Origin of the sequence: Abyssicoccus albus (assembly GCF_003815035.1) — a bacterium.
GTDB lineage: Bacteria > Bacillota > Bacilli > Staphylococcales > Abyssicoccaceae > Abyssicoccus > Abyssicoccus albus.
Map to the genome: position 1 here is coordinate 39,284 of NZ_RKRK01000002.1, position 19,002 is coordinate 58,285.

16 protein-coding genes are annotated in these 19,002 nt (G+C 32.1%); 12 read left to right on the plus strand and 4 right to left on the minus strand.

All coding sequences use genetic code 11. From position 1 onward, the window contains the following. The first annotated feature begins 223 nt into the window (after positions 1 to 223). Both EDD62_RS00235 and EDD62_RS00240 read left to right on the plus strand, forming a co-directional pair. The gene (locus tag EDD62_RS00235) at positions 224 to 1,567 is read left to right on the plus strand and encodes a hemolysin family protein (protein ID WP_123807086.1); all 1,344 of its coding nucleotides are present in this window, start codon (positions 224 to 226) and stop codon (positions 1,565 to 1,567) included. Positions 1,568 to 1,696: 129 nt separating this feature from the next. Further along, positions 1,697 to 2,545, plus strand: a complete 849-nt coding sequence (locus EDD62_RS00240) for an aldo/keto reductase (protein WP_331463348.1) — start codon at positions 1,697 to 1,699, stop codon at positions 2,543 to 2,545. Positions 2,546 to 2,669: 124 nt separating this feature from the next. On the opposite strand, the gene EDD62_RS00245 is transcribed toward EDD62_RS00240, so the two are convergent. Together EDD62_RS00245 and EDD62_RS00250 are read right to left on the minus strand one after the other, a co-directional pair. Next, positions 2,670 to 2,924 (minus strand): GlsB/YeaQ/YmgE family stress response membrane protein, encoded by a 255-nt coding sequence (locus tag EDD62_RS00245; RefSeq protein ID WP_123807088.1) that lies wholly within the window; start codon positions 2,922 to 2,924, stop codon positions 2,670 to 2,672. 99 nt (positions 2,925 to 3,023) lie between these two features. Next, the gene (locus EDD62_RS00250) at positions 3,024 to 4,202 is read right to left on the minus strand and encodes an MFS transporter (protein ID WP_123807089.1); all 1,179 of its coding nucleotides are present in this window, start codon (positions 4,200 to 4,202) and stop codon (positions 3,024 to 3,026) included. 349 nt (positions 4,203 to 4,551) lie between these two features. On the opposite strand from EDD62_RS00250, the gene EDD62_RS00255 reads away from it, so the two are divergent. The 8 genes from EDD62_RS00255 to EDD62_RS00290 all read left to right on the plus strand — a co-directional run bounded on the left by EDD62_RS00255 (position 4,552) and on the right by EDD62_RS00290 (position 13,607). Continuing rightward, positions 4,552 to 5,148, plus strand: coding sequence for an anthranilate synthase component II (locus EDD62_RS00255; RefSeq protein ID WP_123807090.1), 597 nt, complete (start codon positions 4,552 to 4,554; stop codon positions 5,146 to 5,148). A gap of 5 nt (positions 5,149 to 5,153) precedes the next feature. Continuing rightward, positions 5,154 to 6,926 (plus strand): chorismate-binding protein, encoded by a 1,773-nt coding sequence (locus EDD62_RS00260; RefSeq protein ID WP_170152725.1) that lies wholly within the window; start codon positions 5,154 to 5,156, stop codon positions 6,924 to 6,926. A gap of 42 nt (positions 6,927 to 6,968) precedes the next feature. Then, positions 6,969 to 7,184 (plus strand): hypothetical protein, encoded by a 216-nt coding sequence (locus EDD62_RS00265; protein WP_123807092.1) that lies wholly within the window; start codon positions 6,969 to 6,971, stop codon positions 7,182 to 7,184. 37 nt (positions 7,185 to 7,221) lie between these two features. Then, positions 7,222 to 7,866: a hypothetical protein gene (locus EDD62_RS00270; RefSeq protein ID WP_123807093.1), complete on the plus strand. Its 645-nt coding sequence runs from the start codon at positions 7,222 to 7,224 to the stop codon at positions 7,864 to 7,866. Further along, the gene (locus tag EDD62_RS00275; RefSeq protein ID WP_123807094.1) at positions 7,863 to 8,858 is read left to right on the plus strand and encodes a 5-oxoprolinase subunit C family protein; all 996 of its coding nucleotides are present in this window, start codon (positions 7,863 to 7,865) and stop codon (positions 8,856 to 8,858) included. The genes EDD62_RS00270 and EDD62_RS00275 overlap by 4 nt, the downstream gene beginning before the upstream one ends. A gap of 370 nt (positions 8,859 to 9,228) precedes the next feature. After that, positions 9,229 to 11,166 (plus strand): LTA synthase family protein, encoded by a 1,938-nt coding sequence (locus tag EDD62_RS00280; protein ID WP_123807095.1) that lies wholly within the window; start codon positions 9,229 to 9,231, stop codon positions 11,164 to 11,166. A 115-nt stretch (positions 11,167 to 11,281) separates the two neighbouring features. After that, positions 11,282 to 13,060, plus strand: a complete 1,779-nt coding sequence (recQ, locus tag EDD62_RS00285; RefSeq protein ID WP_123807096.1) for a DNA helicase RecQ — start codon at positions 11,282 to 11,284, stop codon at positions 13,058 to 13,060. 10 nt (positions 13,061 to 13,070) lie between these two features. Then, entirely contained in the window at positions 13,071 to 13,607 is a 537-nt protein-coding gene (locus tag EDD62_RS00290; RefSeq protein ID WP_077140813.1) for a 5' nucleotidase, NT5C type, read from the plus strand. Positions 13,608 to 13,678: 71 nt separating this feature from the next. Here the strand turns inward: EDD62_RS00290 and EDD62_RS00295 are convergent, their stop codons facing one another. Together EDD62_RS00295 and EDD62_RS00300 are read right to left on the minus strand one after the other, a co-directional pair. Continuing rightward, entirely contained in the window at positions 13,679 to 15,187 is a 1,509-nt protein-coding gene (locus EDD62_RS00295) for a peptide MFS transporter (protein ID WP_123807097.1), read from the minus strand. Between the two features lie 154 nt (positions 15,188 to 15,341). Next, positions 15,342 to 16,205 carry a DMT family transporter gene (locus EDD62_RS00300; protein WP_123807098.1) on the minus strand — a complete coding sequence of 288 codons (864 nt, stop codon included), beginning with the start codon at positions 16,203 to 16,205 and terminating at the stop codon, positions 15,342 to 15,344. Between the two features lie 299 nt (positions 16,206 to 16,504). Between EDD62_RS00300 and nrdI the strand changes: the two genes are divergently transcribed. Both nrdI and nrdE read left to right on the plus strand, forming a co-directional pair. Next, the gene (nrdI, locus tag EDD62_RS00305) at positions 16,505 to 16,876 is read left to right on the plus strand and encodes a class Ib ribonucleoside-diphosphate reductase assembly flavoprotein NrdI (protein ID WP_123807099.1); all 372 of its coding nucleotides are present in this window, start codon (positions 16,505 to 16,507) and stop codon (positions 16,874 to 16,876) included. Continuing rightward, complete coding sequence (nrdE, locus tag EDD62_RS00310) at positions 16,873 to 18,978, plus strand: class 1b ribonucleoside-diphosphate reductase subunit alpha (protein WP_123807100.1); 2,106 nt, start codon at positions 16,873 to 16,875, stop codon at positions 18,976 to 18,978. Before nrdI ends, nrdE begins: the two co-directional genes overlap by 4 nt. Positions 18,979 to 19,002: the final 24 nt, after the last annotated feature.

The following is a 19,002-nucleotide window of genomic DNA, read 5'->3' on the forward strand; positions in this document are numbered from 1 at the left end:
TTTTTAATATGATAGAATATTCTTGGTATATTTTTGTAACGGAGGTGACACCATTGGGAAGGCGATTTGTAAAAATAGAATAGTAAGCACAATGAATTGTTTGGAAGATTCAAATTCAAATAAAAGCTTAAGAAGCAGAAATGAACAAAATATAAATCAAGATACTTCTCAATTGAGGTGTCATTAATTCGTGGAGGTGAATCCCTATTTAATAGGGAACTAATTGGACATAAGTACGTTATTTAATTTTTTAATATTTGTAGGACTCATATTATTGACGATGGTGTTTGTAGGAAGTGAATTCTCGCTAGTTAAAGTCAGGCTTTCAAGGATTGAGCAATTAATTGATGAAGGTAATTCATCAGCGAAACTTGTAAAGAAAATGGTACATGATTTAGACTACTATCTTTCAGCCTGTCAATTAGGTATTACAGTGACAGCTTTAGGATTAGGGTGGATTGGTGAATCGACTTTTGAATCTATTTTACATCCACTTTTTGAATTGGTTGGAATACCACCAGCAATGATGAAAGCAGTGACAGTGACTGCATCATTTATAATTGTGACATTCATTCATGTCGTGATTGGTGAATTAGCACCGAAGTCATTAGCAATTCAATTTGCAGAGAAAATGACATTGCTTTTATCAAGACCATTATATTTCTTTGGATTTATTATGAAGCCGTTAATTTGGTCAATGAACGGGACAGCTAGACTTATACTTCAAGCATTTGGAGTACAGCCTGCAGGGCATGAAGATGCACATTCTGAAGAAGAACTTAAAATTATAATGACTCAAAGTTATCAATCAGGTGAAATTAATCATACCGAACTTGCATATATGCAAAATATTTTCTCTTTCGATGAAAGAATTGCAAAAGATATTATGGTTCCAAGAACTCAAATGATTACACTTCAAATGCCAGTCACTATTGATGAAATTATAGAAGTGGTTCAAGAATACCAATTTACGAGATATCCAGTCACTGAAGATGGTGATAAAGACCATATATTAGGATTCATTAATGTGAAGGAATTATTGACGAATTATGCAGCAGGGGATTCAATTTTAGCCTCTAAACATATGCACAATTTACCATTGATTCATGAAGCAACGCGCATCAGTGATGCGTTAATTAAGATGCAACGTGAACGCGTTCATATTGCACTTGTGATTGATGAATACGGTGGAACTGCTGGTATCATCACGATGGAAGACATTCTAGAAGAAATCGTTGGTGAAATTCGTGATGAATTTGATGATGAAGAAGTACCAGATATCGTGAAGGTTGAAGAAGATATATACCATATTAACGGGCGTGTCATTTTAGATGATATTACTGAACAATTTGGCATTGAGTTTGAAGGTTCTGAAGAAGTAGATACAATTGGTGGATGGATCCAAATGATCAATACCGATGCTGAGAAAGACGATTATATCAATACTGAAGAAGATAAATGGATTGTATTGGATGCGGAGAATCATCAAATTAAACAAGTTGCATTATTAAGACATTATAATAAAACTCAAGACGATAATGATGATGAAGACACAGATATAGATTAATCATTTAAATTTAAATGATATAGAAAAACATATAAATATTATTAAATCTCGACTTATTAAGTCGAGATTTTTTATTTTGTCAAACATAATTGATAAAATTAATATAAAAATACAGAAGGAAAGATGATTATGAAGACTTATCCAATTCATAACCAAATTAATGTACCTGAAGTTGGTTTTGGAACGTATAAGATTACTGAACAAAGCGATATGAATGATGCAGTTAAAGCAGCTAAAGAAGCTGGCTACACTTATTATGATACTGCAGCGTTTTATGGTAACGAAAGACAACTAAGTCAAGCATTGAAAGAAGCAAATATTAAAAGAGAAGAAATATTAATTTCAACAAAATTATGGAATAAAGATCAAGATAAAGAAAGCACGAAAGAAGCGATTGAAAAAACATTAGAAAGGTTAGATACAGATTATATAGATTTATATTTAATCCATTGGCCATGTCCTGAATCTAACTTATTTATTGAAAGTTATAAAGTATTAGAAGAGTATTACGAAAAAGGTATTCTTAAATCAATCGGTGTTTGTAACTTTACTCAAGAGCAACTGAAAGAACTTATGGAAAACACTACAATCACACCAGCAGTCAATCAAGTTGAATGCCACCCTTATTTAAACCAACATGAATTACAAGCATATTGTGAACAACATGGTATTCATATTATGGCATGGAGCCCAATTAATCGATTGAGAGATATAGATCAAGAAGCAATCATGATAGAGTTGAGTGAGAAGTATAATAAGAGTATCGCACAAATTATTTTGAAATGGCATATTGAACGTAATAGAATTGTTATTCCGAAATCTAAGACACCTTCAAGAATTAGAGAGAATATTGAATTATATGATTTTGAATTAACAGAAGATGAATTGAAAAAAATTGATGATTTAAATAGTGATAAACGTTATGGTGTGCATCCAGATGAATTCACAATTGAAGGTAGTGATGATACACCAGAATAAAATCGAATGAGACATTATTTCAATTTAAATTAATGTTCATTACAAAATGAAAATCCCTAACCATAAAGTGGTTAGGGATTTTTCATTTAAATTGTTTTGATTAATAATTATTGAAAACTATTAATTAACGCTTACGCATCGCACCAAGAATTGCTGATACGATAAAGATTAATAGTAATGAACCAATGAATGCTGGAATAATTGCAACTCCGCCCCAAACTGGTCCGAACTGAACAAATGGTAAGTAACTACCTAATACTGCACCTAAAAGTCCAGCGATAATGTTACCGATGATTCCACCTGGAATGTCTTTACCCATTACCATTCCGGCTAACCAACCGATAATTCCTCCGACAATTAACATAATAATAATACCCATAATTTATACCTCCGTATTAATTCAATCATTGCTTAAGTCTTAATGACTTATGTTTAGTATATACCCGAGAAAAATTTCATTAAACAAAATGATTAAAATTTATTTTGATACTGAATTCGATTGACGTGTTCGAATGACGAATAAATATAGACATAAAGACGTCAACACACTCAATGCAGCAACGATATAAATTGTTGAATAACCAGTCATATGAGCAATAAACCCAAAACTTAAAGCACCCATACCGACGCCTAGATCAAACGCTGAGAAAAAGGTAGCATTCGCCATTCCTTTACGAGTTTTACTAGCACTATTAACTGCCCACGCTTGTAAAGCAGGTTGAACACTACCAAATCCTGTGCCATATAGAGCGGCCGCAATATACAACACAATTGGCGATGGCAACCATGCTAATAATAGCATTGCGATAATAATCAATAATGTACCTGGGACAAATACAGGTTTTAAACCATATTGATCATATAATCGGCCACTGTATAACCTCGTTACAAGTAAAGCAATAGCGTAAATCATGAAATACAATTGAATATGATATGATGCAAAGCCTAAATCCTTAGTATAGAGTGGTAGATACGATGTTATTCCACCGAAAGTCACGGTGATAAAAAATAATAAGGTCGCTGGTGGTAATGCATTCTTCTCAAAGAAGTCCAATTGGAAATGACGGACCGATGTTTCGGTCAATTCTATCGGCTTGTATTGAATAAATAAACCAATGATGAATGCAGTAAATACAAGTCCAGCAGTGATTAAAAACAACTCCATAAAGCTAATGAAATCAACAAGTAATAAGCCAAGGGAAGGGCCGAAAGCCAATGCAATGTTGACCGATAGACCGTAATAACCCATTCCTTCACCACGTCGATGTTCGGGAATAATATCTGTTGCAACCGTCCCAGCTGACGTCGTCGTCATTCCCCAACCAAATCCTTGAATGATTCGAATAATGAATAAGAACAAAATAGAATGCACAATACTAAGCAATGACAACGACAATGCGAACAGGATAACACCCGTTAGGTAGACTTTACGCCGACCAATAAATTCTAACCCTTGACCTGTAAATGGCCTTATAAGCAAAGCACTTACAGTGAAAATACTCACAATCATTCCGATGATTTCATCAGTTCCACCAAGTTCTTGTATGAACAGAGGTAGTGTTGGTAGAGTCATTTGAAATGCTGAGAATGTAAAGAAGTTAGCGATACAGATTAATATGAAGTCTTTCGTCCAAATTTTATTTGTTGTAGAATTCACAGTACTCCTCCATTTTTTAATTGTAATATGTATTAAATATATTCAATGATTTGAAAATGATATATAGATATTAAAGTTTCTTGGTATAATACTATTATATATGACTTGATATATAATACACTCATTCAAAAGAATGAAACTCTCTTGAAACAAGAATTGATTTCGTTAAATGAGCAAAATTAATTGAGAAACACGAATATAAAATACTTAATTAATAATCAATCATTAAAGTAATTAATGTTAGCAATTACTATGAGTTGTTAATTATAATAGAAAATACATCACTATAGCCATAACTCTTAGAAATACAATAGATAGTATTATAACAATATTCATTGAGGTTTAAAATATGATATTAATTATTGATCACTATGATTCATTTACATACAATATTGAACACTATATCAAAACGATTACACAAGATAATGTTATCACAGTAAAATATGATGATGAATTAATAAATCATTATGCCAAACAAGCAGATTCCATTATTATCTCACCTGGACCTGGTAAACCATCAGATTACCCCAGAACGTTATCTATCATTAAATCATGTAAGGTACCGATCTTGGGAATTTGTCTCGGTTATCAGATGATTGGATATGTATTTAATATAGATATTCATAAACAGCGTCCAGTACATGGTGAAGTCTTCACTTTGAATTTAACAGATGAAGGTGTAACTCATCCTATTTATAAAAATATTAATTATTCTCACGCTATTACACGTTATCATTCATTAATCATTGATAGAAATCAATTATTAAGTCATGATGAGCTGATTGAATTAAGTTATATAGAAGATGATAATGACACGATAACAATGGCACTTGCGCATATTGATAAGCCAATTGTAGGGGTTCAGTACCATCCAGAATCAATATTGACTGAACATGGCCATCAATTATTAATGAACTTTGTTGAAATGAAAGGTTGGAAAGGATGAGTTTTATGTCGTATGCAATTATACAATATCCTCAAATGGACAAGCCTTTATATTTTGTAGACTCTATCGATTCTTTTTGCTGTGAATTTAGCGATGCTCATTCATTTCAATATTTTTGTGAAAAGGCTGAAAAATATCAATCCCAAGGATTATATGTCATTATGCTATTAGATTATGAAGTTGGAGAGTTGCTAAATGGTATAGAACTAAATAATCAACACAGTAGTGCTCCACAGGGGGAAAAACAGCATGGAAATAGACCGATTGCCCATTGTATCGTTTATGACGAAGCGGTTTCAAAGTATGAATTTTATCAAAATAAAACAGTCAAAAAAACCAGAAAAAACTATCAACAAGAAGGTACAGATCATCACTTCGAGTGGACACAATCGGATGCACAGTTGAAAGAGAGTATAGAGATGGTTAAGTCTTATATAAGTGAAGGATATACATATCAAGTCAACTTTACAACGAGATTACAATCTCAATGGAAGGTTTGCCCATTCACTTTTTTTGAGCACGCATTAGAACGAAAAGATGGAGAATATATGAGTTATATATTTGATGACAAGCATCACCGTCATATTATATCTCTATCACCTGAATTATTTTTCACCTTAGATGAAGTGAAGAACACCATTGTAACATCTCCAATGAAAGGGACGTTATCGAAAAATAAAGAGCCACAGTTACTACGTGACAGCATTAAAGATAGAGCGGAAAATGTAATGATTGTAGATCTATTAAGGAATGACTTATCGAAGATATCAGGTGTGAAGTCGGTACATGTTGATCCATTATTTGAAGTTAAATCGTATCCTACGATATGGCAAATGATCTCTACGATTACAGCCAAATACTCCAATCAAGTGTCGCTATATGATGTGTTGAATCAATTGTTTCCTTGTGGTTCTATTACAGGGGCTCCTAAATATTCAACAATGAACTTTATTAAACAAATTGAACCAATCCATCGTGGTATATATTGCGGCTCAATCGGGATATTGTTGCCGAAAGGTGAGTCTATTTTTAATGTTGCGATTAGAACACTTGAAATAAAAGATGATACCGCTACATATGGTGTAGGTGCAGGCATTACGATTAATTCTAATGCAGATGCTGAAGTAGAAGAATTTAAAGATAAAACAAAAGTATTAGATCAATTGAAATTATCGCCTCTTTATTATATTGAGACTTTTAAATCAGATGATGTAGAAAACATTCCACTGCATATAGACCGATTAGAGCGCAGTAGCAAAGTAAATCAAGATGTTCTATTAAATAGGTTAAAGAAACAGTTAGAAGAACATTTAACTGACGATGCTCATACCGTTCGAATGACTGTCACAAATTCAGGAAACATTGATTTTGATCATAGATTATTACCTAGTATAGATGGAGAAAATACAATACGCTTTTCGACATTGCCAATCCTAAAATCTTCTTTAACGAGTATAAAAACGAATAGACGCTATCGCTTTCCTCAACGAAGTAATGAACAGAACTATTATGTATACTATAATGAAGAAGGAATGATTGTTGAGTGTGATATTGGAAATATTATATATTGTATAAATGATGTATGGTATACTCCATCTATTGAGGCTGGAGCATTGCCAGGTATTCAACGTCAAAAAATGCTAGAACAACACTCTATTTTTGTAAAAGATATTCATGTGAACGAATTTATTGATTTGGCAATTTCACAGATCAATAATATTAAAATTATTAATTCTTTACGGGGGACAGTGAACCTCCATCATATTAAAATAGATTAATGATATTAAAATGATTAATTAATGAAGACTAAGGTGATATATATGATCAATTTTTTTCTAATAATATTAATTTGTATTATTGTATTTATAGCACATAAGCTTTGTATCTTTTTGATTGAATATGAGTCTTATTGGCAAAGTGCGATTGCAGCATATATTACAATAATATTTGTTGCATTTGTGATTTATTTTCTTATCGCTGGTTCAGTGGAATGGTTGCAAGAAGTGCTTTCGTTGTTTTATCGAAAATCATCTTAGTTAATGTTTATAGTTAACGTTTATAAGGAGGTAAATTATGAACTTAACATTCACTGTATTAGGAGATAAGGTCATTCAAGTAAAAACTCAATCTATTGATATTGAAAAGTTATATATTTTGCTTAATGAGCAATTAAAGAAATTCAAATTTATTACTGACATTTCTCTTTCAAATAATGTGATACATATTCTGTATCATCCGCTGAAAGCAATGGAATATTATGATACCCATAAACCATTAAACGCATTAAAAAAACAGATTGAATCTATTAGTCAGAGTATAGGGAACGATTTGAAGCATTTTAATAGTGAAGTCATCGAAGAAAACCAGCATAAATATTATCAGTTACATTTAATAAGTGCTTCGATCTTTTCAGAAGTAATTCACATTGATATGAATCAACTGTATAATCAACCATTTAAAGTTTCAACATTCGGATATTATCCTGAAGAGGTCATCATACCCGTTGAATTAATGATTGGTGATGACTATATTAATGAATCAATCGACGTAAAACCGAATGATATATATTATTCAGATATGGGCATTCATCTTGTCACGAAAAGTTATAAGACTAAAGGGATACTTATTGGACGAATTAAATCCATTACGGATGAAATTCGAAATATCAATGTACTAGATAGAGTTCAGTTCGAACGTTTGGAGGATGAAATTTCATGACGTTAACAATTAATCATCCAGGGTTCCTATCAACAATTCAAGATAGAGGTAGAAAAGGGTATCGCCATAAACATATCGTGCAAAGTGGGGCAAGTGATATGTTAGCGCATAATATAGCTAATGCTTTAGTTGGAAATGCAGAAGATGTGGCCACCATTGAGATGAGTGGAAGCCCTGCTAAGATAACATTTAATGATTATCATATTGCGGTGCTTACTGGTGCAAAATTTGTTGCACACACTAATAAGAGAAGCATTATGCCTTATAAAGTTTACTTATTTGAACCTGGTGAAACAATTGAATCATATTCGGCGTTTAAAGGGAATCACTTATATTTAGCTATAGCTGGTGGCTTTAAGAGTTCTTCACATTTTGGTTCAAAGTCAACATATATTAGTAATAGCCGTGCATTATATGGTTACAAGATTTTCGAAGGTGATGAACTCGAGTTAGAACGTGAATGGAATGATCGTCAACAATTGCTATATCAAGTGTTACAATCAAAAGGTGAATTATCATGGGGCATTGATCATTATACAATTGCTCAGAATTATTTGAGTGATATTTGCCATATTCAAGTATCGACGAGCCAATACGATATTGAAAAAATAAATGAATTTCTTCATTATAAATTTCAAATGACACATCAAAATGATAGACAAGGCATTGTCCTTCAACGAAATGATAACTCAATGCTATTGGAATTCAAAGAACAGCCACTTCCAATGCAACTACGTAAAGGTATGCTCCAAATCAATAGAAATAATGAACCTGTTATATTATTAAATGATCATTATCCAATCGGAAGGCACCCTATTATTGGTGTGATACCGTCATACCACTTGTCTAAAATTAGTCAAAAAAGGGTTGGTTCGACCGTTGAATTTAAAATAATCGCAGAAGAACAAATGCATGAAAATTTATACCGACATGCAAAATGGATTAAAAGTTTATTTTTGGCGATTGAAAATAAATTTAGAACGTTAAATTAATTTCTATTGAATAATCCATATATTTTTGAGAAATTATACACTTATGATGATTTGATTTATACTGTTGTAACTGTCAAATAGAAACTTATCAAAGGTTATAGATGTTAACGATTGTTAACATCTTTTTTGTTTTTATAATAAATTATATAACTTGGTTTAATTAAGTAATCAATCATAATACTTGAATTTGAATAATATAAGTAGTACAATATCATACAAAGTGTTTACAAATATTTAATATTGTAATCAAACTGTAACAATTAAACTAAAATATAACATATAAACATATAGTAGTACTGATACAGTCAGTACAACATTAAAAGAATACGATTGCATATGCCAAGGGGATATAGAGAGGGAGTGAATGCATATGTTTAATAATTTTAAACAACAACCATTAAAAATAACGACACTATTAATCATACTCACTATTTTATTAACAATGAAAACTTATTTAGCTTATTTTACTGATTTTTCACTTGGGGTAAAAGGATTCTATCAATACTTAATATTATTTTTTAACCCAATTGCAATGATTATTTTGAGTCTAAGTTTAACGATGTTTTTCAAAGGGAAAAAGTCATTTTTTATCATGTTTTTAGTCTATATTGGATTAACAACTATTTTATATGCTAACGTAGTATTTTTTAGATTTTTCTCAGATTTTATAACGTTTTCTACATTAAGCCAATCGTCTAACTTGAATTCAATGGGGACGAATATTCAAGCATCCGTTAGACCATATGATTTACTTTATCTATTCGATATCCCATTAATTTTTATGACGCTAATCATGAAATTTAAAGTATTACAATACCCACAACATGAATTGTTCAGAAAACGCTTTGTACCATTATCTATTATAGTAGCTTTGAGCTTATTTGTTGTGAATTTAGCAATGGCTGAAACAGATCGTCCTCAATTATTGACACGTACTTTTGACCATAAGTATTTAGTGAAATATTTAGGGCCATATTCATTTACTATTTATGATGGTGTTAAATCATTACAAAATAGTTCGCAAAAAGCATTAGCAAATGAAGACGATTTAAGTGAAATTGTAAATTATACGAAAAGAAAAAATGCTGAACCAAATCCTGAGACATTCGGAATCGCAAAAGATAAAAATATTATCAAAATCCATTTAGAAAGCTTACAATCATGGATGATTGGATATGAACATAATGGAGAAGAAGTGACACCATTTCTTAATGAACTAGCAAAAGGGAATGGCGATTTCAAATATTATCCAAATTTTTATCATCAAACTGGACAAGGCAAGACTGCAGATGCAGAACTTATTTTGGATAATTCTATTTACGGATTAGCTGAAGGTTCAGCATTTTCTTTAAAAGGTGATAACCATTATCAAGCATTACCAAGTATTTTAAATCAACAAAGAAACTATACATCAGCAGTATTCCATGGAGATTACAAAACATTTTGGAATCGAGACCAAGTATATAAAAGGTTTGGTGTCGATCGATTTTATGATGCTGAATTTTACGATATGACAGGTGATAATATAGAGAATTTAGGGTTGCTCGATAAACCGTTCTTTGAAGAAAGCATGTCATATTTAAAAGACTTAAAAGAGCCTTATTATGCCCATTTCTTGACGTTAACGCATCATTATCCATTCTCATTATCAGAAGACGAGGCGACGATTGATCGCGGGGATACTGGAGATAATACTGTCGATGGTTACATTCAAACTGCTCGCTATATGGATGAAGCGGTTAAAGATTTTGTATCAGACTTGAAAGAAGAAGGCATGTATGATGATAGTGTCATTGTCATATATAGTGACCATTACGGAATATCAGAAAATCATAATCGAGCGATGGAAGAAATACAAGGACATGAGATTACACCTGAAGTGAACCAGGATAACCAACGTGTTCCATTCTATATTAAAGTACCAGGGATGGATGGTGAAGTGGTCGAGGATGTAGCAGGTCAAGTTGATGTGATGCCTACATTAATGCACTTACAAGGCATTAATACGAAAGAATATATTATGTTCGGAACAGATTTATTCTCTGATCAACATAAAGAAATGGTAATTATGAGAAATGGTGAAGTCATTACAGATCAATATCAAATTATTGGTAATGAAGTTTTTGATCGAGAAACAAATGAAAAAATCGAAGAAACCGAAAAGACCAAAGCAATAAAAAAACAAGCAGAAATTGAACTTGAATTATCAGATAAATTAATTTATGGTGATTTATTTAGATTTTATGATCAAAATGGATTTGAAAAAGTAGATACAAGTCAATATATGTATTCACCAAATGAATATTAACATTAAAGTTAAAGCTAGCATATACTATATGCTAGCTTTTTTAGATGTTACACTTAACGATTGCTATTTAAATAGTGTATAATAATATAATGAAAATTGTCGGTAGGTGTCTTATATGTTGGAACAAACATTAAAAAAATATTTCGGTTATGATCAATTTAGAGCGGGTCAGCAATCAATTATCCATGATTTAATACAAGAAAGAAAAGCACTTGGCATATTGCCTACTGGTGGAGGTAAGTCAGTCTGTTATCAAGTGCCTGCATTGCATTTTGAAGGAATTACTCTTGTTATATCTCCATTGATTAGTTTAATGAAAGATCAAGTCGATGCTTTGGTTGCAGCGGGTATTCAAGCTAGATATATGAATAGTTCAATGTCTAGACAAGCAATTCGTGATGTTGAACAAGAGTTATTGCGTGGTGAAATAAAATTACTATACGTTGCACCTGAACGATTTAATAATGAATATTTTATTAACATATTAAAGAAGGCCAATATCGAAATGATTGCTTTCGACGAAGCGCACTGTATTTCTCAATGGGGTCACGATTTTAGGCCGTCTTATAGAGAATCTATCGATATTATAAAAAAATTGTTTCCATCGAGTAGGTACATTGCTTTAACAGCTACTGCTACGAATGAAGTAAAGACAGATATCTTAAATTTATTAAATATTCCACCACATTGTACAACAATTAATTCTATTGAGCGGCCTAATTTAACGCTCAAAGTTAATCCAACGTATCAACGTCAAAAGTTTATCGTTGAATATATTAAAAATCATTCTAAATCACCTGGAATTATTTATGTATCGACTAGAAAAAATGTTGAATCCTTATCAGAATATTTATCTTCTCAGGGGATAGACTGCTTAGCTTATCATGGTGGTATGAGTAATAATGATAGAATTGAGCAACAACGAGCCTTTATGTATGATGAAAAACGTGTCATTGTTGCTACAAATGCATTTGGAATGGGAATAGATAAGTCGAATATTCGCTTTATTATCCATTATAATATGCCAGGTGATATAGAATCATACTATCAAGAAGTTGGTCGTGCAGGTCGTGATGGTCAACCAAGTGAATGTATTTTGCTATATTCTGAGAAAGATATAGACTTACAACAATTCTTTATTGACCAGTCGAACGGAAGTGAAGATTACATTCAAAAGCAACGTGACAAATTGAATGAAATGATTCGGTATAAAAGAACAAAGCAATGTTTAGAAGCATTTATTATTCATTACTTCAATCCGAATCAACGGTTAAATGAATGTGGGCGATGTAGTAATTGTAAATCTAATGATAAAACCTATGATATGACAATAGAGGCACAAAAAATTGTCAGTGCACTGTATAGAATAAAAGATGATATTGCATCAGAGTTGTTTATTCAAATGTTACGTGGTGAAGAGAATCAAGAAATACTGAGCCGTGAGTTAAACAACATTAGAACATATGGTATACTGAAAGAGTATAAAACTAAAGAAGTAAGGCATTTGTTAGATGAATTAGTTTATAAAGGATATATTTATTTAACTGATGAAGGATTGCGATGCCATGAAAGTATAAAATCAATTCTTTTTGATGGAAAGAAAGTTTACACCTATCCATTCAAAGTAAAAGTGAAAGAGATAGTTGATATTTCAACACATAAAGACATTGATCAAGTGCTATTGGATAGGCTCTATAATATTCGAAAAAAATTAAGTGCTAAACATAATGTTGCACCGATTATGATATTTCAAGATCATATTATTAAAGAATTTTCTAAGAAAATGCCAACGTCCAAAAAAGAAATGATGAACATTTCAGGTATTGGCAACTACAAATTAAAACATTATTGTCCATTGTTTATCGATGAGATTAAATCATATTTAGCCCAATAAAAGGAGAGATATTATGAGAAAGAGCATTGCAATTGATATGGATGAAGTTCTAGCGAATACTGCACAAGGTTTATTGGATAAATATAACAACAGATTAGGTTCAAACCATACGATTGAGGATTTAGGGAATCAAAAGCTAAGCAATGCATATGAAGAAGATATTGATATCATCAAAGAAATTATATTTGATCGAGGATTTTTTGGTGAGTTAGAAGTCATTGATGATGCGATAGAAGTTGTCGAACATTTGACGAAAGATTACGATGTGTATATTGCAACCGCTGCAATGGATGTCCCTACATCATTTGATGCAAAATTTGCATGGTTAAAAAAATACTTCCCATTTTTAGATGAACAGAATTTTATTTTTTGCGGATATAAAGGTGTTGTTGGAACAGATTACTTAATCGACGATAATCCTAAGCAGTTAAAAGCATTTAAAGGAACATCGATTATGTTTACAGCACATCATAATTTAGAACATGATGAATTTATTCGTGTGAATTCTTGGCTTGAAGTAAAAGAATATTTTGACCAACAGTTATAGTTTAAAGAAAACGAGCTCTGAAAGTAATTTCAGAGCTCGTTTTGCATATTACTATAAAAGAATAATTAATCTTAGTGAACGCCACGCATTGCTTTTTTGATTATTGGTACTAAAACAATAAGTAGAACAGCTAAACCGATTGCTACAAGTCCCATATAACCAAAGTATGATGCTGGATCTACTGCGCCATAAATTTGAACGAGTTGTGCGTTCAACCCTTGTGCAGCTGCGTTTGATAAGAACCATACACTCAACATTTGAGTTGTAAATGCTTGTGGTGCCATACGAGTTGTTGTTGATAATCCTATAGGTGAAATACATAACTCTCCTAAAACGATTAAGAAGAAGCTTAATACTAACCATAATGGGTTAATTAATTGTTCACCACTCATAATTGGATAAACCATCGCGATATATCCTAATCCCGCAAAGATCAATGCAATTGCAAATTTTAACGGTGTTGATGGATTGAATTTTCCTAATTTAACCCATAACATCGAAAAGACAGGGGCAAAGATTACGATAAACATAGGATTCAATGATTGGAAGAATGCAGCTGGGATTACGTAATCAATACCAAGTAATGGTTTAAGATCTAATTGTGTTTTTTGATCAGCAAACTCAGCTAATACAGTTGCCCCTTGCTCTTGAATCGCCCAAAATATTACCGCAGCAATAAATAACGGGATATAAGCTAATAATCTTGATTTCTCATCAGATGATGTTTTTGGATGTGTATACATATATGTTAAGTATATAGCCGGTATACCTAGACCAAAGAATGTCATAATCCAAGTAATACCTTCTAAGTTCAACATACCGAATAATTTAAAAATGAATAAAATAATTGCAATTAAAATTGCGATACCCGTTGCGATTAAAGTGACTTTTTTGCCTTCGCCTTTAGATAACGGGTTTGGAACATTTAGTCCTGTAAAACCTAATGTGTTCTTTTGAGTCATTACAAACCAAATTAAACCGAAGAACATACCAACCGCGGCTGCAGCAAACCCTGCGTGGAAGCCAAATGAACTATGTAATTGTCCTACAATAAATGGTGAAATCCATGCACCTAAGTTTACAGACATATAGAAGATCGTGAATCCAGCATCGATTCTTGAATCTTCTTTTTCATATAATTCATTTACATTCGTTGACATACTTGGTTTAAGCAAACCTGACCCGATAATTATTAAAGCAAGTGCAATCAGTAACATCGTAAAGTTACCCGGAATACTCATTAAAATGTGACCGAACATAATGAGAAGGGCACCATAAATTATTGCTTTTCTTGCACCGATTAAACGATCAGCGAACCAACCTCCAATAATAGTACTCATCATAACTAAAGCACCATATAACGTTACGATGATCATCGCATCTGTTTCTTTAAGACCAAATCCACCTTTAGATGTTGCATAGTATAAATAATAAAGTAAGATGGCTTTCATACCATAGTAACTAAAACGTTCCCAGAATTCAGTGATGAATAATGTTAATAATCCTTTAGGATGACCGAAGAATCCTTTACGGGGAACACTTTCAATTATTTCATGGTCTGTATACTCACGACGAGCCATACAAGCACACTCCTTCAAAAAGACATTTTGCTTTATTTGTTGAATTATCAAACAATTAAAACAGTGATAATAGAATACTATAACAATGCATGAAGTACAATATTATATCAATAATTTCTATAATTCTGATTTGCTAGAAAAATAATAATATTTATCATTCATGTAAAGGCTTTCTTGGTCTTTGTTTCATAAACATATAGAAACTAGCACTAAATACGATGATATATCCAACAATGCTATAAGCATCTGGAATTGTTTTGAATATTATAATTGAAAATAATGCACTGAATAACACGGTTGAATAAAAGAATATAGAAATTTGTTTTGCTTCTGCAAATTGATACGCAAGTGTAATCCCGAACTGTCCAATACTTGCCATTAAACCTGCAGTAATTAAGAGCACTAATTGTTTCGTTGACATCGGATGGAAATTAACTATAACAAATGGAAGTAAAACAATCGTTGAAAACATCGAGAAATAAAACACAACCGTATAAAACTTCTCCAAAGGCCCTAATACTCTAAGGATTGTATAAGCACTTGCTGCACTGATTGCACCTAATAAAGCAATCAATGAAGGAACCACTTCAAGAGAAAGTTCAGGTTTGATAATAAAGAGTGTTCCGATGAAAGCAATGATGATACTTATCATTTGGAACTTACGAATACGTTCATTTAAAAAGATCGAACATAAAATAATCGTGAAAAATGGACTTAATTTATTTAACATTTCGGCATCACTCAGTACAAGATGGTCAAGACTATAGAAAAATAGTAATACACCAATGACACCGAACACACTTCGTGCAATTAATAATTTTTGATTTTGGCGATGTCCGAACATCGGTACACGATTGTATAAGACAAATCCAAAGGCTACAATCATCGAAATGAAATTACGGAAAAATGCTTTTTGCATCGTCGGTAAATCACCACTCATTTTGATACATAAACCCATAATACTAAAACCTAATGAAGCAATGAGTAAACAAATAATACCTTTCGTTACGTTAGACAAAATAAAAACCTCCGAAGTATTGTAATGATATATAGTAAAAAATTTATTTCGTATTAAATTGAAAATACATGGTTAGATGATTTTCTTTTGAGCTTAGTAAATGATAACATATTATTCGATACATAAAATTAAAATTAATTATTACATTACATAGCACATCTTTAGTATGAATCATAGTTTTTTGTTTTATCAGATTTAGTTGTTATCATAAATATAATTAAATGTTATAATACTTTTAAAGCTTATATAGTGTTTGCCATTCAAACAAAACACAATATATAGTGTTAGGAAGTGTCGCAATGCAAATTGTGTATTATTCATTAACAGGAAATGTTCGTCGTTTTATTCAACGAACAGATGCAATTCATACGATTGAATTGACAGAAGAAACGAACGAATTAGAGATGTATGAGCCTTTTATTTTAGTCACTGGAACGATTGGTTTCGGAGAGGTGCCTGAAGTGGTTGATACATTTTTAAATTATGGAGAGAATAGTACCTTTTTAAAAGGTGTCGTAGGGAGTGGCAATAGAAATTGGGGACAAAACTTTGCGAAAGCTTCAAAGACATTGAGTGGTAAGTATAATGTTCCGTTACTACATACTTTTGAATTGCATGGCAATGATAAAGATATAGAAATATTTAATCAAAAGGTGGCTAATTTAGTATGACTTTAACTGGTAAGAAACAATATAAACATATCGAATTGAACAATGAAGTCACTCAACGTGGTGAGAATGGATTTTATAAATTAGAAAAAGACCAAGAAGCACTCCAAGAATATATGAAAGAAGTCGATGATTTAACGATACACTTTGATAACCCAATCACACGTTTAAGATATATGGTTGATGAAGATTTTTACTATGATTTATTCGCTGAATACTCAGAAGATGATTTGATTGAAATTATTGAATATAGTGAGTCATTACCATTTGAATTTAAGAGCTATATGGCAGCAAGTAAATTCTTTAAAGACTATGCTTTAAGAACGAATGATAAACAAAACTACTTAGAAAGCTACACAGAGCATGTAGTGATTGTAAGTTTATATTTAGCAAAAGGTGATGTCGAAAAGTGTAAAGAGTATATTCTTTCGATGATTGAACAACGTTACCAACCAGCAACTCCGACTTTTTTAAATGCAGGTCGTGCGCGTCGTGGTGAGATGGTGAGCTGCTTCTTATTAGAAGTGGATGATAGCTTAAATTCGATTAACTATATCGACTCTACAGCGAAACAATTAAGTAAAATTGGTGGCGGTGTCGCGATTAACTTATCAAAGTTAAGAGCACGTGGTGAAGCGATTAAGGGAATCAAAGGTGTCGCGAAAGGTGTTTTACCCGTTGCTAAAAGTTTAGAAGGTGGATTTAGCTACGCTGACCAACTAGGTCAAAGACCTGGAGCTGGTGCTGTGTATTTAAATATATTCCATTATGATGTGCCTGAATTTTTAGATACAAAGAAAGTGAATGCTGATGAAGATATTAGACTTGCAACAATTTCAACAGGATTAATCATTCCTTCTAAATTTTTAGAACTTGCTAAAGAAGGGAAAGACTTCTTTATGTTTGCACCTCATACAATTGAACGTGAATATGGGGTTCAATTGGATGATATTGAAATGGACGAATGGTATGACAAATTTGTCGAAAACGAGAACATCATGAAGAAATCATACGATGCTCGTGAAATGTTAAATAAAATAGCACAAACACAATTACAATCAGGTTATCCTTACATTATGTTTAAAGATAACGCGAATGCTAATCATGCATTAAGTAACATTGGACAAGTGAAAATGAGTAATTTATGTACTGAGATTTTCCAACTTCAAGAGACTTCAACGATTAATGATTATGGAACAGATGATGTCATTCGTCGTGATATTTCGTGCAACTTAGGATCATTAAATATCGTCAACGTGATGGAAAGTGGTAAGATTCGTGAAAGTATTCATTCTGGTATCGATGCACTTACAGTAGTGAGTAATAGTACTGCAATTAAAAATGCGCCAGGTGTTCGTAAAGCAAACGATGAATTGCATTCTGTTGGATTAGGCGCGATGAATTTACACGGTTATCTTGCTAAGAATAAATTAAATTATGAATCAGAAGAAGCACGTGACTTTGCAAATGTATTCTTTATGATGCTAAATTATTATTCTATTGAGAAATCAATGATGATTGCAAAAGAACGCCAAGAAACATTTAAAGACTTTGACAAGAGTGACTATGCAACAGGTAAATATTTCGAACGATATATTAAAAATGAGGTTAAGCCTCAGTTCGATAAAGTGAAAACGTTATTCGAATGGATCGATATTCCAACAAGTGAAGACTGGAAAGCATTATCTGAGCAAGTGCAACAACACGGGCTTTACCATGCGTATCGTTTAGCGATTGCACCAACGCAAAGTATTTCATACGTACAAAATGCGACGAGCTCGGTGATGCCAATTGTTGATCAAATCGAAAGAAGAACATATGGGAATGCTGAAACATTCTATCCAATGCCGTTCTTATCACCAGAGACAATGTGGTATTACAAATCAGCCTTTACGGTAAATCAAATGAGATTAATCGATATGATTTCTGTCATTCAAGAGCATATTGACCAAGGTATTTCGACAATATTATATGTAAACTCTGAAATCTCAACACGTGAACTTGCAAGATTATATGTATATGCACATCATAAAGGGTTGAAATCACTGTACTATACTCGAAACAAACTATTAAGCGTTGAAGAATGTACAAGCTGTTCAGTTTAATCTAATTAAAGCGGGGAATGTCAA